This window comes from Bradyrhizobium sp. LjRoot220, assembly GCF_964252915.1.
Taxonomy (GTDB): Bacteria; Pseudomonadota; Alphaproteobacteria; order Rhizobiales; family Xanthobacteraceae; genus Bradyrhizobium.
On the sequence record NZ_CAXUPS020000001.1, the window covers coordinates 950,831 to 973,596 of the forward strand.

23 protein-coding genes and 1 riboswitch are annotated in these 22,766 nt (G+C 64.8%); of the genes, 17 read left to right on the forward strand and 6 right to left on the reverse strand.

Annotated features, from left to right (window positions below; genetic code table 11):
- Positions 1-92 precede the first annotated feature (92 nt).
- The 3 genes from ACSQ84_RS03865 to ACSQ84_RS03875 all read left to right on the forward strand — a co-directional run bounded on the left by ACSQ84_RS03865 (position 93) and on the right by ACSQ84_RS03875 (position 2,108).
- Positions 93-371, forward strand: coding sequence for a hypothetical protein (locus ACSQ84_RS03865; protein WP_436210307.1), 279 nt, complete (start codon positions 93-95; stop codon positions 369-371).
- Between the two features lie 136 nt (positions 372-507).
- Complete coding sequence (locus ACSQ84_RS03870; protein ID WP_436210308.1) at positions 508-1,791, forward strand: hypothetical protein; 1,284 nt, start codon at positions 508-510, stop codon at positions 1,789-1,791.
- 11 nt (positions 1,792-1,802) lie between these two features.
- A complete protein-coding gene (locus ACSQ84_RS03875) occupies positions 1,803-2,108 on the forward strand; it encodes a hypothetical protein (protein ID WP_436210309.1) in 306 nt (101 codons plus the stop codon).
- 1,125 nt (positions 2,109-3,233) lie between these two features.
- Here the strand turns inward: ACSQ84_RS03875 and bluB are convergent.
- From bluB to cobU, 3 genes are read right to left on the reverse strand one after another with little or no spacing between them, the layout of a single operon-like run.
- A complete protein-coding gene (gene bluB / locus ACSQ84_RS03880; protein WP_436210310.1) occupies positions 3,234-3,866 on the reverse strand; it encodes a 5,6-dimethylbenzimidazole synthase in 633 nt (210 codons plus the stop codon).
- Positions 3,866-4,654 carry an adenosylcobinamide-GDP ribazoletransferase gene (gene cobS / locus ACSQ84_RS03885; RefSeq protein WP_436210311.1) on the reverse strand — a complete coding sequence of 263 codons (789 nt, stop codon included), beginning with the start codon at positions 4,652-4,654 and terminating at the stop codon, positions 3,866-3,868. Before cobS ends, bluB begins: the two co-directional genes overlap by 1 nt.
- On the reverse strand, positions 4,654-5,157 hold the full coding sequence (gene cobU / locus ACSQ84_RS03890) for a bifunctional adenosylcobinamide kinase/adenosylcobinamide-phosphate guanylyltransferase (RefSeq protein WP_436210312.1): 504 nt from the start codon (positions 5,155-5,157) through the stop codon (positions 4,654-4,656). The genes cobS and cobU overlap by 1 nt, the downstream gene beginning before the upstream one ends.
- A 126-nt stretch (positions 5,158-5,283) precedes the next feature.
- On the opposite strand from cobU, the gene cbiB reads away from it, so the two are divergent.
- On the forward strand, positions 5,284-6,225 hold the full coding sequence (gene cbiB, locus ACSQ84_RS03895; RefSeq protein WP_436210313.1) for an adenosylcobinamide-phosphate synthase CbiB: 942 nt from the start codon (positions 5,284-5,286) through the stop codon (positions 6,223-6,225).
- 11 nt (positions 6,226-6,236) lie between these two features.
- Positions 6,237-7,202 carry a threonine-phosphate decarboxylase CobD gene (gene cobD, locus ACSQ84_RS03900; RefSeq protein WP_436211170.1) on the forward strand — a complete coding sequence of 322 codons (966 nt, stop codon included), beginning with the start codon at positions 6,237-6,239 and terminating at the stop codon, positions 7,200-7,202.
- A 4-nt stretch (positions 7,203-7,206) separates the two neighbouring features.
- On the opposite strand, the gene ACSQ84_RS03905 is transcribed toward cobD, so the two are convergent.
- Positions 7,207-8,655, reverse strand: coding sequence for a cobyric acid synthase (locus ACSQ84_RS03905; RefSeq protein WP_436210314.1), 1,449 nt, complete (start codon positions 8,653-8,655; stop codon positions 7,207-7,209).
- 10 nt (positions 8,656-8,665) lie between these two features.
- On the reverse strand, positions 8,666-9,319 hold the full coding sequence (gene cobO, locus ACSQ84_RS03910) for a cob(I)yrinic acid a,c-diamide adenosyltransferase (protein ID WP_436211171.1): 654 nt from the start codon (positions 9,317-9,319) through the stop codon (positions 8,666-8,668).
- A gap of 43 nt (positions 9,320-9,362) precedes the next feature.
- A riboswitch (cobalamin riboswitch) is annotated at positions 9,363-9,579 on the forward strand.
- Between the two features lie 94 nt (positions 9,580-9,673).
- On the opposite strand from cobO, the gene ACSQ84_RS03915 reads away from it, so the two are divergent.
- Genes ACSQ84_RS03915 through cobJ form a run of 7 tightly spaced genes read left to right on the forward strand, consistent with a single transcriptional unit; the run spans position 9,674 to position 17,620 of the window.
- The gene (locus tag ACSQ84_RS03915) at positions 9,674-10,048 is read left to right on the forward strand and encodes a DUF1636 domain-containing protein (RefSeq protein ID WP_334419655.1); all 375 of its coding nucleotides are present in this window, start codon (positions 9,674-9,676) and stop codon (positions 10,046-10,048) included.
- Positions 10,045-11,124 (forward strand): cobalamin biosynthesis protein CobW, encoded by a 1,080-nt coding sequence (gene cobW / locus ACSQ84_RS03920; protein WP_436210315.1) that lies wholly within the window; start codon positions 10,045-10,047, stop codon positions 11,122-11,124. The genes ACSQ84_RS03915 and cobW overlap by 4 nt, the downstream gene beginning before the upstream one ends.
- A complete protein-coding gene (gene cobN / locus ACSQ84_RS03925; RefSeq protein ID WP_436210316.1) occupies positions 11,124-14,366 on the forward strand; it encodes a cobaltochelatase subunit CobN in 3,243 nt (1,080 codons plus the stop codon). The genes cobW and cobN overlap by 1 nt, the downstream gene beginning before the upstream one ends.
- Complete coding sequence (cobG, locus tag ACSQ84_RS03930; RefSeq protein ID WP_436211172.1) at positions 14,363-15,526, forward strand: precorrin-3B synthase; 1,164 nt, start codon at positions 14,363-14,365, stop codon at positions 15,524-15,526. The genes cobN and cobG overlap by 4 nt, the downstream gene beginning before the upstream one ends.
- Positions 15,526-16,155, forward strand: a complete 630-nt coding sequence (locus tag ACSQ84_RS03935; RefSeq protein ID WP_436210317.1) for a precorrin-8X methylmutase — start codon at positions 15,526-15,528, stop codon at positions 16,153-16,155. Before cobG ends, ACSQ84_RS03935 begins: the two co-directional genes overlap by 1 nt.
- Positions 16,156-16,157: 2 nt before the next feature.
- Positions 16,158-16,889, forward strand: a complete 732-nt coding sequence (locus ACSQ84_RS03940) for a precorrin-2 C(20)-methyltransferase (protein ID WP_436210318.1) — start codon at positions 16,158-16,160, stop codon at positions 16,887-16,889.
- Positions 16,886-17,620, forward strand: coding sequence for a precorrin-3B C(17)-methyltransferase (gene cobJ, locus ACSQ84_RS03945; protein ID WP_436210319.1), 735 nt, complete (start codon positions 16,886-16,888; stop codon positions 17,618-17,620). Before ACSQ84_RS03940 ends, cobJ begins: the two co-directional genes overlap by 4 nt.
- Here the strand turns inward: cobJ and ACSQ84_RS03950 are convergent.
- Positions 17,596-18,342, reverse strand: coding sequence for a cobalt-precorrin-6A reductase (locus ACSQ84_RS03950; protein ID WP_436211173.1), 747 nt, complete (start codon positions 18,340-18,342; stop codon positions 17,596-17,598). The genes cobJ and ACSQ84_RS03950 overlap by 25 nt on opposite strands.
- Between ACSQ84_RS03950 and cbiE the strand changes: the two genes are divergently transcribed.
- From cbiE to cobA, 5 genes are read left to right on the forward strand one after another with little or no spacing between them, the layout of a single operon-like run.
- Positions 18,341-19,522 carry a precorrin-6y C5,15-methyltransferase (decarboxylating) subunit CbiE gene (gene cbiE / locus ACSQ84_RS03955; RefSeq protein WP_436210320.1) on the forward strand — a complete coding sequence of 394 codons (1,182 nt, stop codon included), beginning with the start codon at positions 18,341-18,343 and terminating at the stop codon, positions 19,520-19,522. The two genes, ACSQ84_RS03950 and cbiE, sit on opposite strands and share 2 nt — an antisense overlap.
- A complete protein-coding gene (locus ACSQ84_RS03960; protein WP_436210321.1) occupies positions 19,519-19,887 on the forward strand; it encodes a cobalamin biosynthesis protein in 369 nt (122 codons plus the stop codon). Before cbiE ends, ACSQ84_RS03960 begins: the two co-directional genes overlap by 4 nt.
- Positions 19,884-20,666, forward strand: a complete 783-nt coding sequence (gene cobM / locus ACSQ84_RS03965; protein ID WP_436210322.1) for a precorrin-4 C(11)-methyltransferase — start codon at positions 19,884-19,886, stop codon at positions 20,664-20,666. Before ACSQ84_RS03960 ends, cobM begins: the two co-directional genes overlap by 4 nt.
- Entirely contained in the window at positions 20,666-21,976 is a 1,311-nt protein-coding gene (locus tag ACSQ84_RS03970) for a cobyrinate a,c-diamide synthase (RefSeq protein WP_436210323.1), read from the forward strand. Before cobM ends, ACSQ84_RS03970 begins: the two co-directional genes overlap by 1 nt.
- Complete coding sequence (gene cobA / locus ACSQ84_RS03975; protein ID WP_436210324.1) at positions 21,973-22,704, forward strand: uroporphyrinogen-III C-methyltransferase; 732 nt, start codon at positions 21,973-21,975, stop codon at positions 22,702-22,704. The genes ACSQ84_RS03970 and cobA overlap by 4 nt, the downstream gene beginning before the upstream one ends.
- The last annotated feature ends 62 nt before the right edge of the window (positions 22,705-22,766 follow it).

Sequence of the window (22,766 nt, forward strand, 5' to 3'; positions counted from 1 at the left end):
TTCGCACTGGAAGGGTATATCTTGCTGAATACAGGCTGTCGCAGCCTCAGAATGCTTACTTTCGAGTGGATGTCACAAAGGGGATATCTAACATGTTCATGAAGCAAATTGCCGTAGTTGGCTTTGTCTTGGTGTTGGGTGCCTACTTGGCCGCATCAGGTGGTGCGCTCGCCGAAAGTCAGGGCGGGCTTGGCCAGCGGCCTTCATACACGATGAAAAACGGCGCGCCAAATCTCGCTGGCCAACAGACCAAGCTGCCCTCAAACTACTTTTCCGGTTCGCCTTCTTCCGGTTCGACGATCCGCAACGGTAACAACACCAACTTCGGCGCCAGCGGCCCCTATATCGGTCTGAAGTATATTGGAAAATAGCAGACCAGCCGCGGCTCCTCCGTAACCGGTGCATCATTCCCCACAGGCCAGCCCTGTTTGGCGAGCATTACTGACTTTGAAAGTTTCCCGTAATGCTGTGAAATGCGTTCTGGAAGTTGGGCGGCGGGGAAATTTTATGCGACGATTAATTGCCGGTGCAGCGGTGGTGGCGGCTGCGTGCGGAGGTGGTGCGGGCCAGGCGCTTGCAGCCGATGTGCCGGTCAAGGCCGTCGCGCAATCGATCGATCAGGCGTGGAACATCAGCTACAACACCGAAGTCCGCTATTTCAGCTGGCAGAACACCCGAGGCTTTCCCACCAATGCGGCACCGCTGACCGGCACCGGTCACGGTACGCAGCTTTACACGCCGATGTCGCTGTCGTTGACAGGCAATCCCAACCCCAATTGGAAACTCGAATTCGTGCTGCGGGGTGGCTTTGTCTCGTCGTCGCAATCAACATCCGGCGAGCGCGGCTCGGTTGATACGCCGGTCGATTCGCAATTCTCGGGCACCGTCACTTACAATGGCTTCACCGGCTTCCAGCCCTTTGTCGCGATGCTGATCAACGCCCCGACCGGGAAGTCCGCGCTTTACGGCAACTCGCGCTTCGCGCGCATGGACGGCGATCTCGTCGACCAGGGCACCTACGGCGAAGGCTGGAATTTCGGACCGACCGCGGGCGTCAATATTCCGCTGTCGCAGACGCTGATTTTTACCCTGTCGGGTGGCTATACCCAGCGCAACTCGTTCAACAAGGAATCTCTCAACCTGATTACCGGCCTGACCACCGATACCATCAGTGTCAAGAACGGCGACGAGGCAACGGTGACCGCCGCGCTTGGATATTCCAATGGGCCGCTCTCGCTGCAGAGCTCCGGGTCCTATTCCTGGGACGGCACCTCGCAATCCGGCCAGTTCGGCATACTAGGCTATGACAAGTACAGGGTCGGGCCGCGCACGACGATTTCCGGCAGTGCATCTTATGCCTTTGATCAAAGGTGGTCGATCTACAGCGATGGTTTCTGGACCCATACCGACAAGAATGAGATTCTTGATCCTGGCGGGTTGGCCTTGATTCAGGAAGGATTCAATTCCAACAGCAACCTGTATAGGGTCAATGCCGGATTGAACTACAGGTTTGCCAACGGCTTCACCGTCGGCCCCACCGTGGGTTATCTCTATCGCGACCACGATGGCTATGCTGCTGCGACGTTCAGCTTCGTCCCGGCGAAGACCCGCTGGGCGGCAGGTGGAGTCGCCAACTACAATGTCACCAACAAGATCAACATCAATGGCAGGGTCGAGCGGGTCTGGATTCGGGAGAACGAGAATCCGGGACCGCCGGCCTTCGCGCCGTTAGTGCCGTTCATGTCCGGCGACGCCTGGGTCGTCGCCGGCGGCGCAACCGTGAATTTTTGAGAGAGGCCGACATGTCAAAACGTTTCAACACCGGCCTTATCGTCACGATTGCTTTTGGAGTCAGTGTCCTTACCGGTTCGATTGCCGCAGCCGCATGCGCCCCCGGACTCGAGAATGTGGCAGGCACCTGCGTAACTGCCGGCCTTGCCGGATCGATGCGGTTACGCGGCGTCCTGATGAACCAGTTGAAGATCGGCTACAACCTTCCGATACCGCCACAATTGGATAACACGTATCCGAAGAATTTCGACGTCAACCGGTTTGAATTTAGCCAGCGCGGCAACTTCAGAACCCGCGCGTCCCCGCCTTCGCCCTAGCTAGGTCCGTCACCGTCCGCGTCAACTACCGCTTCGGCGGTCCGTTGGTCGCGAAGCTCTGATCAACAAGACAGAACATTTCAAAAGCCCCGGCCTATCCAGGGCTTCTTGCGCTTGGCGATAGACTGAGACGAACTCTCTGACGGCCGGCCAGGTCTGAGCCGTCCCGGGATTGCCGGAGACCATTTGGCAACCTGCTCGAGAAGCCGCTCGTATCAAACGTCCACTTCGCACCATCGGTCGCCATCAAACAACTAAGCGACAGTTCGCTGTTTTAATCTCAAGTGGCGGAATTTGGCGCACCCGACACGATTCGAACGTGTGACCTTTGCCTTCCGAGAGCAACGCTTGTTGTTCGAGTCCAATTTGGGACGAAGCTTTCGCAAGCCTGCGGTTCCGATAGCGCAAACGCTAACTTCGGGATCGCCGCCCGCAGGTTTCCTTGCTCTGTCGCCGCCAAATCTACGATGGCGCTTGTTCTATCCTAGGCGTGGCCAGAGCGGCACGTTACTTTGCCCGGGACTGGTAGGAGGGTCGGAACCAGCCCGGTACAGCATGAGCTCATTCGGTACTGGAATGCCGTACCGGAGAAAGCACGGCATCATCACGGGACGAAAGGCGACCGGCTTAAGCACTTGAAACGAAGGGAAAATGCCCCAATAGTCGGCTTTGAATTTGTGTCGGCCCAAAAATCAGCTATTCCGGATCAGACGATAAAGCGAAATAACATCAATATGTTATCGCATCGATTCTGCGTTGCGCCCATGATGGATTGGACCGAGAGTTCAATATTTTCAATCGGTTGCAGGGTGGCGTGTGCACGACGTGTGCACCGGGAGATCAAGAAAAATCTAATGATGGCAAATCTGAGCCGTTGTTCGAAGGCGTGACGAGGACGTCGGCGCAAGTGCTGGCGACGCGGGCGGATAGCTTGGCTAGCGCGGAGCACTTCCGTGTTTCCAAAAAGCTGAATGCGATCTTCGGAAATCGGGAACGCCTTAGGGAGCCGCTGGTTGAGCGTGCGAACAAAGAATCCGAATGACGATTCGAGTCGCTCCTCCGTGCTACGATCCTCCATCAATCCCTGAAATGTCTCGAATTGCCCGATCGCTTCGGCGCCACGGGCTAGCGGCGGATGGTGAAATCCTCCGACCGCCGCCGATATTCCCATTCGGCCCTCTCGAGTTCGGGGCGATCGAGCTCAGCCTGGGCGTAACCCACGCAGAGATAGCCGATGAATTTCCAGGTCTCCGGTACGTCGAGAATGGCGCCGATGCGGAGCGGATTGAGGATCGATACCCAGCCAAGCCCGATGCATTCCGCGCGCGCTGCGAGCCATATCGAGCAGATGGCCGCGACGACGGAATAGTCGATGGTTTCCGGCATCGTCGCACGCCCAAGCCCATGCCCGGTCTCGCAGGCTCTCTCCGCGAAGACCGCGAGATGGCCCGGCGCCTCTTCAAGGCCGGCAAGCTTCAGGCTTGCGTATCGCGCGGCCCGCTCACCAGAATAGGCACGCAGCGCATCGGCGTTGCAGGCCTTGAAGTCTTCAACGATTGCATACCGCCGCGCCTTGTCCTCAACGATCACAAAGCGCCACGGCTGGCTGAGGCCGACCGATGGTGACAGGCAGGCGAGGTCGATGAGCCGCTCCAGCGTACCCTCGGGTAGCGGATCGCTGCGGAAACGCCGCACGTCGCGCCGCCAGACCAACAGCTCGCGCAATTGTCTGCGAAACTCGTCGTCGAAGGAGACCATCAGGATGGCATACCCGGATAAAGGAGAACGGCGGCCATCAACAGGATGGCGGTCTCTCCGAGCTGCTCGAACGTTCCGAGAATATCACCCGTTTGCCCTCCGATCTGTTTGATGGCAAGCCAGGCCGTCATCAGCCCAATGAACGCCAGCAGGATCACGGCCAGGATTGCCTTGCCCGGACCGAAGCCGACCACGAGCACCATGGCGCCAAGGCCGAGCGCGATGGCGGCGTTCGGCCCGGCCGGCCGCCCGGCGCCGGCCGAGAGCCCGTCCGTCCGCGCCGGCGGCACAAGCGCCATGAATATCGGAAGCCCCGCGCGCGCGGCTGCGTGCGCGAGTAGGAGCGCGATTGCGATCGACCGCGGCGTGGCGATCGCCGTCAGCGCGCTCCAGCGCAGGACGAGTGATATCAGGAGTGCGCACACGCCATAAGTGCCGATCCGGCTGTCACGCATGATCTCGAGTTTCCGCTCACGCGTCGGGCCGCCGCCGAGACCGTCCGCGGTGTCGGCCAGGCCATCCTCGTGCAGGGCGCCGGTCACGATGACCGTGCTTGCAAGTGCAAGCATTGCGGCCGGGCTCGGCGCCAGGCCAAGTGTTTGAGCGATGGCGTAGACGGTCGATCCCACCAGGCCCACCAGCAATCCCGCAATGGGAAACGACCAGCTTGTGCGCGTAAGCGCGCCATCGTCCATGGTTTTGGGCGAACCGAAGGGAAGAATCGTAGTGAAGGAAGCGCCGATCCTCAAGTCGGTGACGATCGCTCGGAGGCGCCCGATCCAGGACATCACTTGGCCTTCATCACCAATCCCGCCACCACGAACTCGACCTCATCGGCGACTGCGGCGATGTTCTGGTTCAACAGACCGGCGGCATCGCGAAAGCTGCGCGCCAGCGCATTGTCGGGCACGATCCCGAGGCCGACTTCGTTGGTTACGAGGATCACCGGACTCTGTTGTTGGCCGAGTACAGCCGTGAGCATGGCGGCTTCGTCCGGCCAATTGCGTCCGGCGTGAAGGAGGTTTGACAGCCACAGCGTGAGGCAATCGACGAGCCGGGCACCGCCGCCATCCGTGTCGGTCAGCGCCTGCACGAGATCCAGCGGGGCCTCGCGCTCGATCCAGTCGTTGCCCCGGCGCGCGCGGTGACCGGCGATCCGCTCCTCCATCTCGGCATCGAGCGCTTCGGCGGTTGCGATGTAGACGGGCCGGCCGGGACAGGCGCGGGCGCGCGACTCGGCGCGCCGGCTTTTCCCGGAACGTGCGCCTCCCGTGACCAGCACAATCGCCATTGAATTCTCCGTTCGGACCCGCACTAACCATCAATTGTCGGCAAAGACAAAGCCGAATTCTCCCCTCGGGGCTTGTGCTCCGGTGCAATTCTTGCACATCAGGGCGGGCGTAACAGGAATCGATGCGTGGGTTTTGCCGGGGCAATGGCAGTGGCGATGACGGTGGACGCCTTGGTAGGGTGGCCGGGCGGGCTGTTCTCGCGCATCGGCCACCCCGTGACCTGGCTTGGCCGGCTGATCAGCCTTCTCGACCGCAGCTGGAACCGATCCGCCGACGCGCCGGCGATCCGCCGCATCGCAGGCCTTGCCGCAGCGCTTCTGGTGATCGGGCTATGCGTTGCATTGGGCTGGATTGTGCAGGCTGTGCTGTCTCCGAGATGGGGCGGCGTCATGATCCTCGGAATCCTCGCATGGCCCATGGTTGCGCTCCGCTCGCTTTATGATCACGTCGACGCGGTGGCGCAGCCGCTGCAATCGGGCGATATCGATGCCGCGCGTCTCGCGGTCGCGCAGATCGTGGGGCGCGACCCGGCAACGCTTGATGAAGCGGGAATCGCGCGGGCAGCCATCGAGAGTCTCGCCGAAAACGCCTCCGATGGCATCGTAGCGCCGGTGTTCTGGGGCGCGCTGTTCGGCCTGCCGGGAATTTTGGGCTACAAGGCCATTAATACGCTGGATTCCATGATTGGTCACCGTTCCGAACGTCATCTGTATTTCGGCTGGGCGGCTGCGCGCATCGATGATGTTGCCAACTTCGTCCCTGCGCGTTTGACAGGCTTTCTCTTCGGGCTGGTCTCCGCGCGCTTCTCGGCGGCGCTGTCCTGCATGGTGCGGGACGCGAACCGCCATCGTTCGATCAATGCCGGCTGGCCGGAGGCCGCCATGGCAGGTGCGCTCGGCGTACGGTTGAGTGGGCCGCGCGGCTATCATGGCGGCATGAGCGAAGAACCTTGGCTGAACGAGCGTGCGCGCGATCCCCTTGCTGCCGATATCCCGCAGGGCCTGCGGCTCTACATCCGCGCGATGGCGTTGCTCGGTGCTTCGCTCGTGGCCTTGGCTTTGGCATGACGAGGCTAGCGATGCGCGAGCATGGCGGCAATCTCGATCAGGCGGTGCAGCGTTTCGGCGGACGCGTGCAGGACTGGATCGATCTGTCGACGGGCATCAATCGACAGCCGTATCCGGTCGGCGAGATCGGGCAGCGGCACTGGAGCGCGCTGCCGTCGCATTCCGATATCGAATCCCTGCACGAAGCCGCGCGGCAGGCCTATGCAACCGGTGCGCCAATTCTGGCTTTGGCCGGTGCGCAAGCGGCCATCCAGCTCTTACCGCGGCTTGCGCCATGTGGCCGAGCCCGCGTTCTCGCGCCGACTTACAACGAATACGTTGCGGCCTTGTCGGTCGCAGGCTGGGACGTTGTCGAAGTCTCCACATTCGATGCGCTGGCCGGAGCCGACCTCGCCGTGGTCGTCAATCCCAACAACCCCGACGGCCGACGCTATGACAAGGCTGAGCTGCTCGCGCTGTTGCCGCGCGTCGGTCGTCTTGTCATCGACGAAAGTTTCGCCGACGCCACGCCCGAATTGTCGCTGGCAGCGGAGGCGGGACGACCCGGCCTCCTGATTCTGCGCTCGTTCGGAAAATTCTATGGTCTCGCGGGCTTACGTCTTGGCTTCGTGCTCGGCGGGGAAGGGGACATCGCGGCGCTATCTGTGATGGCGGGCCCATGGCCGGTTTCCGGCGCCGCGATTGCGGTCGGACGGCGCGCCTTGCTCGATCGTGATTGGGCCAAGGCGACTGCGACTCGTCTCGACGGCGATTGCCTGCGGCTCGATGCCGAAGTGAAATCGCGAGGATGGCGTCTTCTCGGCGGCGCGCCGCTGTTCCGTCTCTATGAGACAACGGACGCGACCGCTGCGCAGGAGCGGCTCGCCGGTGCGCACATCTGGTCGCGCATCTTCGGGCAACAACCGGGATGGCTGCGGTTGGGCTTGCCGGGCAACGAGGCCGAATGGGCGCGCCTGGCCGGCGCTCTCGTGCGCTGATCCCTCAACGCGCGAGCGCGAGCAACCCTTCGACGTCGAGATGAGCCTCGATGTGATCGGCGAGCGCATCGAGCGCGCTCTCTACTCTTCCGCGGTACTGCTGATCCGTGACTGGAATGTCCAATTGCCTGAGAAACGAGCTGCGGAAATCGTCGGACGCAAACAGTCCGTGCAGATAGCTGCCGTACACGCGGCCGTCACGTGAGATCGCTCCTTCCGGCGCGCCATCGAGCATGGCGAACGGGCGCGCGCGATCGGGCCCATCGGTTCGCCCGATGTGGATTTCATAGGCAGCGATCGGTTGCCTGGTCGCGACGTGCTGCGCGGTGACGAGGGCGAGCGTCTTCTCCCCGGTCATCACCGTCGTTACATCCAGCAGCGCGAGCCCGGCCGTTTGGCCCGCCGGCCCCTCAATCCCCTCGGGATCGGCCACGCTGCCCCCGAGCATCTGGTACCCGCCGCAGACACCGAGCACGTGACCGCCGCGGCGGTGATGGGCGAGCAGATCAATGTCCCAGCCCTGCGCGCGCAGGAAGGCGAGATCGCCGCGCGTCGATTTCGAGCCGGGAATAATCACCAGCCTGGCGTCGCCGGGAACGGCTTCTCCGGGACGGACCATCACGAGGTCGACACCTGGCTCGAGCTTGAGCGGATCGAGATCGTCGAAATTGGCGATCCGCGACAATGCAAGAAACGCGATCTTGCATTGGCCGGGCTTGCGGGCCTCGCCGAGCCCCAGCGCATCCTCGGCCGGAAGCTCGGTCGCGCGGGTGAAATAGGGCAGCACCCCGAAGCCGCGCCAGGATGTCCTGGCTTCGATCAGGCGGTAGCCGTCGTCAAACAGCGTGGGGTCGCCGCGGAACTTGTTGATGACGAACCCCTGGATCATCGCAGCGTCTTCTGCGTCGATCACGGTCTTGATGCCGACGAGCTGCGCAATGACACCACCGCGATCGATGTCGCCGATCAGCACGACCGGAACGTCGGCCTTTCGGGCGAAGCCCATATTGGCGATGTCGGACTTGCGCAGATTGACCTCGGCCGGGCTGCCGGCGCCTTCGACGAGCACGAGATCGGCGCGCTCCTTCAGCCGCCCAAAACTCTCGAGCACCGCGCCCATGAGCGATGGCTTCAAGGAAGCATATTCGCGTGCCCGCGCCGTTGCGATGCGCTTGCCCTGCACGATGACCTGTGCGCCGACATCGGTCTCCGGCTTCAGCAGGACCGGATTCATGTCGGTGTGCGGCTCGACGCCGGCAGCCAAGGCCTGCAAGGCCTGCGCGCGGCCGATCTCGCCGCCGTCCACCGTCACCGCCGCATTATTCGACATGTTCTGCGGCTTGAACGGGAGCACGCGCAAGCCACGGCGCCGCGCGGCGCGCGCGAGGCCTGCGACGATGAGCGATTTGCCCACGTCCGAGCCTGCTCCCTGAATCATCAACGCGCGCGCCATCGAATTGTCTTCAGAACTCGACGCCCGGCTGCGCCTTGATGCCGGAGCGGAAGGGATGTTTTACCAGCGTCATCTCGGTGACGAGGTCGGCAATTTCGATCAACTCGTCCTTGGCGTTACGGCCGGTGAGAACGACGTGTGTCATCGGTGGCTTCGAGGCTTTCAGAAATTCGACGACCTCGGCGATCTCCAGATAGTCGTAGCGGAGCGCGATGTTGATCTCGTCAAGCACGACCATGCGCAAGCCGGGATCCAGAATCAGCTGCTTGGCCTTCTCCCATCCCGCCTTTGCGGCGGCGACGTCGCGGGCGCGGTCCTGCGTTTCCCAGGTAAAGCCTTCGCCCATCGCATGAAACTGGCAGAGCTCGCCGAAGTGACCGGTGAGCACGCGGCGCTCACCGGTATCCCAGGCGCCCTTGATGAACTGCACGACCGCGCAGGGGAAGCCATGCGCGACACAGCGCACGATCATGCCGAAGGCGGAGGATGATTTTCCCTTTCCCGCACCGGTGTGAACGATGATCAGCCCCTTTTCGCCACTCTTGGTCGCCATGATCTTGTCGCGGGCGACCTTTTTCTTCGCCATTTTCACCGCATGGCGGGTGTCGACTGACGCCTCGGAGGCGACGACGTCCTCGTCCTCGGCGGCATCCTGTTCAGACATCATTTGGCGTGGTCCTTCGGCTTGACAAGTCGCGGCCCAAAGCAAATGGTGGGCCTGCGTTGGTTCCTGTCCTACGACAGGCGAAGAGGGAATGCGATAGGGCTCAAATCGAGAGGTTTGGGTTCGAAAAGCAGCCGCCCCCGCGACCGTGACCGGAGAGATGCCCAAAGCCACTGCCCCAACAGGGTCGGGAAGGCGGGGATCGAAGGACAAAATCCTGCTCCGCAAGCCGGGAGACCTGCCAACGCAACGTTAGAGACCGGCGGACGGGGTGTTCCGCGACGGGGAAGTGAGCCTTCCTTCGGATGGGTTCGCGCGCCTCATCGCCTCCCGCTGTCTATCCTGGAAGGGGCGATGACTGTCACACTTCACGTCTGCATTACCTGCCGTGCCGGACAGACGCTGGCCGAGGGCGAGACCGCGCCCGGCAAGCGCCTGCACGCCGCCATTCTCGACGCCGGCGTGCCCGAAGGTGTCAGCGTGGTTCCCGTCGAATGTCTGTCCGCGTGCAGCCAGGGCTGTTCGGTCGCGCTCAGCGCGCCGGGACGATGGTCCTATGTCTACGGCCGCCTGTCGGATGCCAACGCGCGCGATGTGATTGCCGGCGCATCGGCCTATGCGACGGCGCCCGATGGCATCGTGCCGTGGCGCAGCCGCCCCGAAATTTTCCGCAAGCAATCGCTTGCTCGCATTCCGCCCATTGCCGTCGTCCCGGAGGCCGCTGAATGAACTCCCTCACCAAGGTCCCCGTCACCGTCGTCACCGGCTTTCTCGGATCGGGCAAGACGACGCTGATCCGGCATCTGATCACCAACGCCAACGGCAGGAAGCTCGCGGTGCTCGTCAACGAGTTCGGCAGCGAAGGCGTCGATGGCGAGATCCTGAAGTCCTGCGCCGATGCCAATTGTCCGGCGGAAAATATCGTCGAGCTCGCCAATGGCTGCATCTGCTGCACCGTTGCCGACGATTTCATTCCGGCCATGGAGCAGCTGCTCGCGCGCAAGGTGAGGCCCGATCATATCCTGATCGAGACATCAGGGCTGGCTTTGCCAAAACCATTGCTCAAGGCGTTCGACTGGCCGGAGATCCGGTCGCGGATCACGGTTGACGGCGTGATCGCGCTGGCCGATGCCGAGGCCGTAGCTGCCGGTCGCTTCGCGCCGAATCCGGGCGCCGTGGAAGCGCAGCGTGCGGCCGATGACAGTCTCGATCACGAGACGCCGCTGTCGGAAGTGTTCGAGGACCAGATCGCCTGCGCCGATATCGTGCTGCTCACCAAGGTGGATCTTGCCGGCTCGGTCGGGCTCGAAGCGGCAAAGGCTGCGATCGAGGCCGAGATGCCGCGCCGTGTGCCGATGCTGTCGGTCGTCGATGGCGTCGTCGATGCCCGCGTGATCCTCGGTCTCGAAGCCGCCGCCGAGGACGATCTTGCCGCGCGTCCCTCGCACCATGACGGCGAGGACGGGCACGAGCACAATGATTTTGCCTCCGTCGTCATCGATCTTCCGGAAGTCACGGATATTGATGCGCTGGTTGCGTCGGTCCGGCGGCTGGCGCGCGAGCAGAATGTGCTGCGCGTCAAGGGATATATCGCGATCGAAGGCAAGCCGATGCGGCTGCTGCTGCAATCGGTCGGGGAGCGGGTGCGACATCAGTTCGACGGGCCCTGGGGCACGCGGCCGAGGCAATCAAAGCTGGTTGTGATCGGTGAACACGGCGATATCGATGAAGCCGCGATCAGGGCAGGACTTGATATTACGGGACTTGCTAGTACGCGACTTGGTATTGCGAGGCTTGGCATCTGATGCACGTCGTCTTTCGGGAGAGCCGCGGCCTTGATGAGGCCGCGACGCCAAGGGATATCGGCCAGGATCCGGCCGATCTCGTGGTGCTCTCGTTCTCGGACAGCGATCTCGCAGCCTTCGCGTCGGGCTGGCGGCGCGGGCGCGCCAGCCTGCCGTCGCTGAGGCTTGCCAATCTTGCCGAGCTGCGTCACCCGCTATCGGTTGACACCTATGTCGAGCGTACGCTGTCGCGGGCGCGGGGCATTCTGGTCCGCCTGATCGGGGGAGAGTCTTATTGGCCGTACGGGCTGGCTGCCCTGCACCGGTTGGCAAAGGACCGCAACATCGCACTAGCGGTGCTGCCGGCGGACGGTCGCGATGATGAACGGCTGGATGCTTTCTCCACACTGCCGGTCTCGACGCTTGGGCGGCTCAAGGTTCTCTGTGACAAGGGCGGCCCGGTCGCGGCGCAAGCGGCGATTGCGCAACTTGCACTGGCGTCGGGCCTTTATGCTGGACCTGTTGTCGGGGAGACCGATATTCCCGAGATCGGTTTCTATGACCTCGCTCGCGGTGTCGTGGCAGAGCCGACAGGCGATGGACGGCCGCGCGCGCTGGTCACGTTCTATCGCTCCTATCTCACCGCCGCCGACACAGGTCCGGTCGACGCGCTGATCGCAGCGCTGCGGCACAAGGGCTTTGACGCATACGGCCTGTTCGTCACCTCGCTGAAAGCTATGGGCGTCGCGGATTGGTTGCGTGCGCATTTCGCGCAGCATCCTCCAGCGGCCATCGTCAACGCGACCGCGTTCTCGGCAATCGGTGACGACGGCACGACACCGTTCGATACTGCTGCGTGTCCGGTGTTCCAGGTCGCCTTGTCCACGGCCCGGCGCGAGGATTGGGCGGAATCGCTTCGCGGCCTGGCGCCAGGTGACCTCGCGATGCATGTAGTCTTGCCGGAGGTCGATGGCCGGTTGTTCGCCGGTGTCGTGAGCTTCAAAGCACCGGGCGAGCGCGATCGCGATCTGCAGTTCGCCCGTCTCGCGCACGGAGCGGACGATGAGCGCGTGAGCGCCGTCGCTGCGCGGGTCGCGGCTTGGCATCGGCTCGCGAGCAAGCCGGTCAACGAAAAACGGCTGGCGATCGTGCTCTCGAACTATCCGGGGCGCCCGCACCAGATCGCCCATGCGGTCGGGCTCGACGCTCTCGCGTCAGTCGAAGCGCTGATTTCCGATCTCGGCGATGTCGGTTTCGATGTCGAGGCGGCGGAGGTGCTTGGCGACGTTATGTTGCGGGAGCAATTGACCTGGAGCGTCGCCGAGTACCGTGTGGCGCTGTCAGGCCTGTCACGCCAGTTACAGGATGAGCTCGCGCGCGCCTGGGGCGCACCAGAGGACGATCCGAGCTGCCACGGCGGTGCGTTTCACTTCGCGGCGATCCGCTGCGGCAAGGCCGTCATCGCGGTTCAGCCCGAGCGCGGCGAGGTCGGTCAGCGCGATGCCAACTATCATGATCTCTCGCGCACGCCAGGCCACGCCTATGTTGCGTTCTATCTGTGGCTTAGGCAGCAAGGCATCGACGCCGTCATCCACATGGGCGCGCATGGCACGCTCGAATGGCTGCCAGGCAAGTCCGTTGCGCTATCGCCCGCATGCTGGCCGGACGCGCTGATTGGCGACCTGCCGGTGATCTATCCGTTCATCGTCAACGATCCGGGCGAGGCGGCACAGGCCAAGCGGCGGATTGGCGCGGTCACGATCGGCCATCTGCCGCCGCCTTTGGCCAAGACTGCGGTGCCTGAAGGCCTGCGCCGGCTCGAGCGACTGCTCGACGAATATTCGACGGCCGAGGGCCTTGATCCGGCGCGCCGACAGCGGCTGATTGCGGCCATCCGTGATGAAGCTTGTGCCGCCGGGCTGGAAGATGATTTGGGGCTTAATGCTTCGGCTGCGCCGGCCGAGGCCATTCCGTTGATCGATCGCTTCGTCTGCGATCTCAAGGAAAGCCAGTACGGCGAGGGACTGCATATATTCGGCCGCGGCGCTTGCGGCGCGGCGGAGAAGGCGGCGCTGCTCGCGGCACTTGCCGGCAGGCGCGTTGCGCCGGGGCCGGCGGGCTCGCCATATCGCGGGCGCCAGGACGTGTTGCCCACGGGCCGCAATCTGTTTGCCGTCGACCCTCGCGCCGTACCCACGCCGTCGGCGTATGCGCAAGGCATCAAGCTCGCCGAGGAGTTGCTGCGCCGTCACTTGCAGGATCACGGCGACTGGCCGAAGGGACTCGTCATCGATCTCTGGGGCTCCTCGACCATGCGTACCGCGGGCGAGGATTTTGCGATGGCCCTGCATCTGGCCGGCGTCGTACCGTGCTGGGATCACGGATCGGGCCGCGTGACGGGTTACGACATCATCGCGCCAGCCGAGCTCGGCCGTCCCCGCATCGACGTCACGCTGCGCGTATCCGGCCTGTTCCGCGACGTTTTTGCCGGTCTGGCGCAATTGTTCGAGGCCGCCGCCGAGGCGCTCTCGGGGCGCGAGGACGAGGGCGAGGAAAATCCATATCGTCATCGCGCGTCACGCGTGTTCGGACCGTCTCCCGGGCAGTATGGCGTCGGCTTGTCGTCGATTCCTGACGTCTTCACGCAGGAATCGCGCGATGCGGCCGGCGAGGCCTGGCTGTCGGCATCGTCCTGGGCCTTCTCGTCCGATGGCGCGATGCAGCCGGACCGCGCGGGTATCGAGGCGCGGCTCTCTGCCGCCGATGCCTTCGTCCATACGCAGGACCTGCCGGAGACAGACCTGCTGCTCGCCGCTGATTATGCGGCGCATGAGGCGGGCGTTGCAGCTGCCGCGGCGCGATTAGGCACGGCGGTGGCGCTCTACCATCTCGATGCTACGCGTCCTGATCAGCCGCGGGCCCGCAAATTGACCGAGGAGATATCGCGCGTGGTGCGCGTGCGCGCCGCCAACCCGGCCTGGATCGGGGGCATGATGCGCCATGGCTTTCGTGGCGCAGCCGAGATCACGGCGACGCTCGAGCATATGGCCGCCTTTGCGCATCTTGCCGGTGCCGTGCCGCCGCATCTCTTCGACCTCTACTACGACGCGACGCTGGGCAACGACGATGTTCGCGCCTTCATGGCGCGCGAGAATCCGGCGGCGCTCGCTGCGATGGAGACCTGCTTCACCCGCCTGCATGAGGCATCGCTGTGGAAGACGCGGCGCAATTCGATTGCGGCCGCGCTGCGGGAGGCGTCATGAGTGCGGTTGCCGTCAAGGGCTGGTGCCCTGGCGCCTTGCGGCCGATGCTATCGGGCGACGGGCTGATGGTTCGCGTGCGCCCCTTTGGCGGGCGGCTGGATGCTGGGCAGGCGGCCGGCCTTGCTGATCTGGCCGAGTGCTACGGCAACGGCCTGATCGACCTGACCAGCCGTGCCAACCTCCAGATCCGTGGCGTGAGTCATGACGGTCATTTGCCGCTGCTCGACGGGCTCACGCTCTTGGGGTTGCTCGATCCTGATGCAGAGACCGAATCGCGGCGCAACGTTCTGGTGACGCCGTTCTGGCGTGCCGGCGATGATACATGTTCGCTTGCCATCGAACTCGAGCGCGCTCTCGCCAACAGCTCTCTCGATCTTCCGACCAAGTTTGGCTTTGCGGTTGATGACGGGAAGGAGCGTGCGCTCACGACAGCGTCGGCTGATGTGCGCATCGAGCGCGATCCCGCGGGCGGACTCATCGTGCGCGCCGACGGTGCAGAACTCGGTCGCTCCGTTGCGCGGACGGACGTGGTCGATGTCGCGCTGGCACTCGCCGGATGGTTCGTGACGTCGGGCGGAGCCAAGGGCGGGCGAGGGCGGATGATGGCCCATATCCGCGCCGGGACGCGGCTGCCCGAGGCGCTGCGCGGCCATGCCAGACCCACATCCGTGACGGTCGCGCCGCTGCCCGGCCTTTATCCGCAGGGTGCACTGGTCGGCGCGACGTTCGGACAACTGACCCATTCGGCGCTTCGTCATCTGGCCGGTTACGGGCAGGCGCTTCGCATGACGCCGTGGCGGATGATGCTGGTCGAGGGTTTGCACGAGATGCCCCGCTGCGATGATGTCATCACACAGGCCGACGACCCGGCGCTTCGCGTGATCGCTTGCAGCGGTGCTCCGAGGTGTCGGGAGGCGCATGCCGATACGCGCGAGCTTGCGGCTGCACTCGCGCCGCACATCGCCGCGGGTGCGCGGCTTCATGTCTCCGGTTGCACCAAGGGCTGCGCCCATTCCGGTCCGGCGTCGATCACGCTGGCTGCGACCAGCGAAGGATTTGATCTCGTCCGTGACGGGTCCACGCGCGATACGCCGATCAGGCGCGGCCTGCGCAGTGCGAGCATCGTCAAAGACCCCTCGATCGTAGTGGGAGCACACTGATGCCGCACGTCTATGAGACCGACGGCGCGGCGATCTACCGGCAATCCTTTGCCACCATTCGGGCAGAGGCAGATGTTGGCCGCTTCACGCCCGACGAGGAGGCGGTGGCCGTGCGCATGATCCACGCTGCGGGCATGGTGGGTCTCGAAATGCATATCCGTTTCACGCCCGGCATGGTGACTATCGCGCGCGCGGCCCTGCAGAAGGGAGCGCCCATTCTTTGCGATGCGCGGATGGTATCGGAGGGAATTACGCGTGCGCGACTGCCGGCCAGCAACGCGGTCATCTGCACGCTCGGCGATGCCACCGTTCCCGCGCTCGCGCAGTCTATGCGCAATACTCGTTCCGCCGCGGCGCTGGAGCTGTGGCGGCCTCACCTTGAAGGCGCGATCGTCGCGATTGGCAATGCGCCGACCGCGCTGTTTCATCTCCTCAACATGCTTGAGGACCGCGATTGCCCGAGGCCGGCGGCGATCGTCGGTTGTCCAGTTGGTTTCGTGGGCGCGGCCGAATCAAAGGCCGCATTGATGGCCGATCCGCCAGTGCCGGCGCTGACGGTCGAGGGGCGCCTCGGTGGCTCTGCGATCACAGTTGCCGCCGTGAATGCGCTGGCGAGCCGGAGCGAATAGCGATGGGGCGTATCATCTGTTGCGGCCTCGGGCCAGGCGATCCGGACTTGATGAGCGTGCGTGCCGATCGCGAGGTGCGCGCGGCAAAGCACGTCGCCTACTTCCGCAAGAAGGGCCGGCCCGGCCAGGCGCGCCGCATCGTCGAGGGGATGTTGGCCGCGGATGTAGCGGAATATCCGATGGAATATCCGGTCACGACGGAGATCGCCTTCGATAGTCCGGATTATGTCCGTCTGCTCTCGGGCTTCTATGATGAATGGGCGGAACGTCTGGCGCGGCTTGCGCGCGCCGTCGATGTCGTCGTGCTCTGCGAGGGCGATCCCTATTTCTACGGCTCCTTCATGCATCTGCACGCGCGCTTGCGGGGGCGCGTCGAAATCGAGGTGATCGCAGGCATTCCCGGCATGGCCGGCTGCTGGAATTCGGTCGGCCACCCGATCGCGCTTGGCGACGACGTGACGACGGTCCTGATGGGTACGCTGGCTGAGGATGAACTGGAGCGGCGGATGCGCAATTCCGATGCTCTCGTCATCATGAAGACCGGGCGCAACCTGACAAAGGTGCGCCGCGCGCTTACATCCGCCGGCCGTCTGGCGGGCGCGTGGCTGGTCGAGCGCGGGACGATGCCGGGTGAGCGTGTCGCGCGGCTGATCGATGTCGATGAAGCCGACTGTCCCTACTTCGCGATCGTGCTGGTGCACGGGCACGGGCGGCGCATGGTATCAGCCGAATGACGGGCACGCTGACCATAGCTGGACTTGGACCGGGCGACGACGCACTGGTCACGCCGGACGTCACTGCCGCGCTTGCGGCTGCCACCGATATCGTGGGCTATGCGCCCTATGTCGCGCGCGTACGCCCGCGTGACGGGCTGACGCTGCACCCGTCCGATAATCGCGTCGAGTTGCAGCGTGCGAGCGAAGCCTTGCGGCTCGCATCCGAAGGCCATCATGTCGTCGTGGTGTCGTCCGGCGATCCCGGCGTTTTTGCCATGGCGTCTGCCGTGTTCGAGGCGCTCGAAGAACAGCCGAAATGGCAGGGTCTTTCCATCCGCGTTCTGCCCGGCGTGACCGCGATGCTGGCTGCGGCCGCACGCGCCGGTGCCCCGCTCGGCCATGATTTTTGCGCGATCAACCTCTCCGACAATCTCAAGCCGTGGGCGATCATCGAGAAGCGCCTGCGGCTTGCCGCCGAGGCCGACTTTGCGATCGCGCTGTACAATCCGCGCTCGGCGAGCCGTCCCGAGGGTTTTGGGCGCGCGCTGGACATTTTGAACGAAGCAGGTTGCGGCGAGCGCATCGTGGTCTTCGCGCGAGCGGTCAGCATGCCAGGCGAGCGGATCGAGACAGTCAGGCTGCGTGACGCCAAGCCCGAGATGGCCGACATGCGGACGCTCGTGATCGTCGGCAATTCGGCGACACGCCGCGTCGGCCCTTGGGTCTATGCACCGAGGCAGGCAGGATGACCGAGCCATTGCATCACCTCGGTGACGCTTTCCGCCCGCGGCCCGTCCGGCAGTTGCGGACGCGCGAGCATGATCACGGGAAGGCCAAGCGTGCGCGCGGCGTCGATCTTGGCGCGCGCGCCGTCTCCTCCGGAATTGCGGGCGACGATCCATTCGATGCCGCGAGATTGCATCATCTCCAGCTCGTCCTCGAGGGTGAAGGGGCCGCGCGACACAATGACGTCGGCATCAAACGGCAACGGACCCTCGGGCGGATCAACGAACCGCAATGTGTAGGCGTGCTGCGGCCTCGCAGCGAAGGGCGCGATATGCTGCCGGCCGATGGCGAGAAACACCCGGGCGCGGTGTTCTGGCAAAGCCGCCACGGCCGAGGCGATATCGGCAACCTCGATCCAGTTGTCGCCGGACGTTCGGGCCCATGGAGCGCGTTCGAGCACGATCAGCGGCGTTCCGGAGTCTGCGCACGCCGCAACCGCATTGCGGCTCATCTCGGCCGCGAACGGATGGGTCGCGTCGATCACATGTGTAATGCGCTCGCGACGGATGTAATCGGCAAGGCCACTCGCGCCGCCAAAGCCGCCGACACGGGTCGGCAGCGGCTGGTTCGCGGGTGCACGAGTGCGACCGCCGTAGGAGTAGATCGCGTCGAGTCCTGCGCGCGACACGTTGTCCGCGAGCAGATTGGCATCGGCGGTTCCGCCCAGAATGAGGGCGCGTATCATGGCTAATCCCTGGTTGACGATCATTGGCATCGGCGAAGATGGCCTTGCCGGGCTGTCCGAGGCAAGTCGAAAGGCGCTTGCCGACGCTGAAACCGTCTTTGGCGGCGAACGCCATCTCGCGCTCGCAGGCGTTGCCGATCGCGGCCGCCGGTGGCCAGCGCCGTTCAATGCGAACGGCGTGCTGAGCTGTCGCGGTCGGCCGACCGCGGTACTCGCGTCGGGCGATCCGTTCTGGCATGGCGTCGGCGGAACTCTTGCGGAGAAGCTGGAGGTGGGCGAGTGGATCGCCCATTCCGCACCCTCCACATTTTCGCTCGCCGCGGCGCGGCTGGGCTGGCGCCTCGAATCCGCCATCTGTCTCGGACTCCACGCCGCGCCGTTCGAACGGCTGGTGTCGCATCTGACGCGTGGCGCGCGGGTCATTTGCCTCGTGCGCGACGGCAAGGCGGGCGGTGAGCTCGCAAAATGGCTGACGGATCACGGTTGGGGCCAGTCAACGATCTGGAGCCTCTCGGCGCTTGGCGGCTCGCGGGAATCCATCAGGCAGCATCGCGCCGATAGTTACGCGGCCGAGTCCGGCGACGGTCACGTCGCGGTTGCGCTGGAGGCGAGGGGATCGCAAGGCATCGCGCACAGCGCTGGTCTCGCCGATGATCTCTTTGTTCACGACGGCCAGATCACCAAACGGCCGATGCGCGCGCTGGCGCTGTCGGCGCTGGCGCCACGGCCCGGCGAGCGATTGTGGGACATCGGCGCAGGCTCCGGCTCGATCTCCGTCGAATGGGCCTTGAGCGGGGGAACGGCCGTTGCGGTTGAGGCTCGCGAAGATCGCGCTGCGAACATTCGTAGCAATGCATCAGCTTTCGGCCTGACGCACCGGATCACCGTCATGGCGGGAACGGCGCCGGACATCCTCTCGGGCCTGGACACGCCCGATGCCGTGTTCATCGGCGGCGGCCTCAACACGACGTTGTTCGATGCCGTCTGGTCGCGCCTGGAGACAGGCACGCGGTTGGTAGTGCATGCCGTGACACTGGAGACCGAGGCGCTTCTCGCGGACCTTCATCAACGCCACGGCGGCGAGCTGATGCGGGTCGAGATCGCGCATGCCGCTCCACTGGGTCGGTACCGCTCCTGGGAGTCGGCGCGGTCGGTCGTACAATGGAGTGCGGTCAGATGAGGGTGGCGGGTTTGGGATTCAGGCGCGACGTGACGCTTGCCTCGCTGCGCGAGGCGCTCGTCGCTGCCGGTGGCCGCAAGGGCATCGCTGCGGTCGCCACGGTGAGCGACAAGGCGGAATCGGATGCGCTGAAACACCTGGCGCGTGAACTCGGCGTGCCCATCAAGTCCGTTCCGGCTGAGCTGCTGGTTGGTTTTGCGACGTCGACCCAATCGGAGCTCGTCAAGGAGAAGTTTGGCACCGGATCGGTCGCGGAAGCCGCAGCGCTTGCGGCCGCCGGGCGCCGCGCGCGCCTGATTTCGACACGAGCGGTTTCGCGGGATCGAACGGCCACCGCGGCGATTGCCGAAGGAGACGGCGAATGACGGTACATTTCATTGGCGCCGGCCCAGGTGCCGCAGATCTGCTCACCCTGCGCGGACGTGACCTGACCGCGGCTTGTCAGGTGTGTCTCTATGCCGGGTCGCTCGTGCCCGAGGGCGTGCTTGCGCATTGCCCGCCCGGTGCACGGATCGTCAACACGGCACCGCTCTCGCTCGACGAAATCATCGCCGAGATCGCTGCCGCGCATGCGGAAGGCAAGGACGTCGCGCGGCTGCACTCCGGCGATCTATCGATCTGGTCGGCGATGGGCGAGCAATTGCGCCGCCTGCGCGCGCTTGGCATTCCCTACACTGTCACACCCGGCGTGCCGGCTTTCTCGGCCGCGGCCGCAGCGCTTGAGGCCGAGCTCACGCTACCGGGACTTGCCCAGTCCGTTGTGCTGACACGCACGCCGGGCCGGGCGAGCGCGATGCCGGAAGGCGAGAAGCTCGCCGCTTTCGCCGCAACCGGTGCCGTGCTCGCGATCCATCTGTCGATCCATCTGCTCGACAAGGTCATTGCCGAGCTGACGCCGTACTATGGCGCAGATTGCGCGGTCGCAATCGTCTGGCGCGCCAGCTGGCCGGATCAGCGCATCGTGCGCGCCACGCTTGCAACGATCGATGCGGCCATCGGCAGCGAGCTCGAGCGGACCGCGCTCATTCTGGTCGGCAAGACGCTGGGCGCAGAGCAGTTCGCCGAGAGCCGCCTCTATGCTGTCGACTACGACCGCCGCTACCGGCCGGTCGGGCCGGCACCGCGCTTTCCGGAGGCGTCGTGATGGCCGCGGGCCTCCTCATTTCGGCGCCCGCATCCGGCGTCGGCAAGACGACGCTGACGCTGGCGCTCGCGCGCGCCTGGCGCGACCGCGGGCTGACGGTGCAGTGCTTCAAGAGCGGCCCCGACTATATCGATCCGGCCTTCCACGCGGCGGCAACCGGCCGCGCCTCCGTCAACGTCGATAGCTGGGCCATGGATCGTGAGACGATCGCGCGCCTGGTCGGCCGCGGCGCGGATGCGGATATCGTGCTCGCCGAGGGCTCGATGGGCCTGTTCGATGGTGTCGCTGCACGCGGTGTCACGGGCACCGGTGCAACGGCCGACATTGCGGAGATGATGGATTGGCCGGTGCTGCTCGTGATCGATCCGTCCGGCCAGGCGCAGACGGCCGCGGCGGTCGCTGCCGGACTGCGCGATTTCCGCGCAGGCGTCCGGCTTGCGGGCGTGGTCCTCAATCGCGTCGCGAGCCCGCGGCATGAGGACCTCGTGCGGCGCGCGATGATGGACGCCGGCATTGCGGTGTTCGGTGCGCTGCCCCGCCACGCTGAAATTGCATTGCCGAAGCGGCATCTAGGGCTGGTGCAGGCGGAAGAGCAGGCGGAGGTGGATGGCCTGATCGCCGAGGCCGCGCGCTTCGTCAGCGAGCATGTCGATCTCGATGCCGTGCTGCGATCGGCCGTTGCCTGGTCGCCGCCGACACCGGCACGCGAGTTGAAAGTCTCTCCGCCGGGGCAGCGCATTGCGCTCGCGCGCGATGCGGCGTTCTCCTTCGTCTATCCGCACATGCTGGAAGCCTGGCGCGCCGCGGGCGCGGAGATCTCGCCCTTCTCCCCGCTGGCTGATGAAGGGCCCGATGCGCGCGCCGACGTGTGCTGGTTGCCCGGCGGCTATCCCGAGCTGCACGCCGGCCGGCTCGCGGCCAACGCGCGGTTTCGCGGTGCATTGCGCGCCTTCGCGAAGACGCGCCCCGTGCATGGCGAGTGCGGAGGCTATATGGCGCTGGGCACCGTTCTGACTGATGCCGAGGGGACATGTCACGAGATGGTCGGCTTGCTTGGCCTTGAGACGAGTTTTGCCAAGCGTCGCATGCATCTCGGCTACCGGCTTGCGGAGCTTGCTGCGCCGATACCCGGGCACAGGGTCGGTGCACGCCTGCGCGGCCATGAGTTTCACTATTCGACGATCATTGCGCAGCCCGATGCGCCGCTCGCGGTCGTGCGCGATGCGACAGGCGCGGTGGTCGCAGAGACGGGCTCGCGGCGCGATAACACCTCCGGTACGTTCTTCCATCTGATCGCGGAGGACCGGTGAGCGGGTTCGTGTCCTTCATTTCCGCCGGTCCCGGCGATCCCGAGCTTCTGACGATGAAAGGGGCCGCTCGGCTGCGCGAGGCGGACGTCGTGCTCTATGACGATCTGGCTTCCGGTGCGATCCTCGATCTTGCTCGTCCCGGCGCCAACCTGATCGCGGTCGGCAAACGCGCCGGTCGCCCCTCGACCAAGCAGCAGCACGTCAACCGGCTGCTGATCGACTATGCCGGAACCGGCGCACGCGTAGTGCGGCTGAAATCGGGCGACGCAGGCATCTTCGGCCGCCTGGAAGAGGAGATCGACGCACTCGGCGCGGCGGGCATCGACTACGAGATCATCCCCGGCGTCACCTCGGCCTGCGTCGCCGCGGCACGGGCCGGCATTCCCCTGACCCGGCGTCACACGTCACGCCGGGTGCAGTTCGTGACCGGCGCCGATGTCACCGGCGAGTTGCCCGCGAACCTGAACTGGGCGGCGCTCGCCGATCCGGACGCGACGACGGTGGTCTATATGGGCCGGCGCACATTTCCGGCTTTGGCCGCCAAGCTGATCGAGCATGGCCTTGCGCCGAACACGCCGGCGCTGTTGGCGGAATCCCTGGGCCGCGCCGATGAGCGGTTCGTCCGCACGACGATCGCAGAGCTTGCGTACCAGCTTGCAAGAGGAGGCGCCGCGACCACGGCCGCCGTCATTCTGTTCGGTGCCTTGGCGGGAGAGTCTCCGTCATGACGCCGTTGCCGAACCTCGCTCGCCCCTTGACGCATGCTCTTCCGAAGGGGCAAATTTTTTCA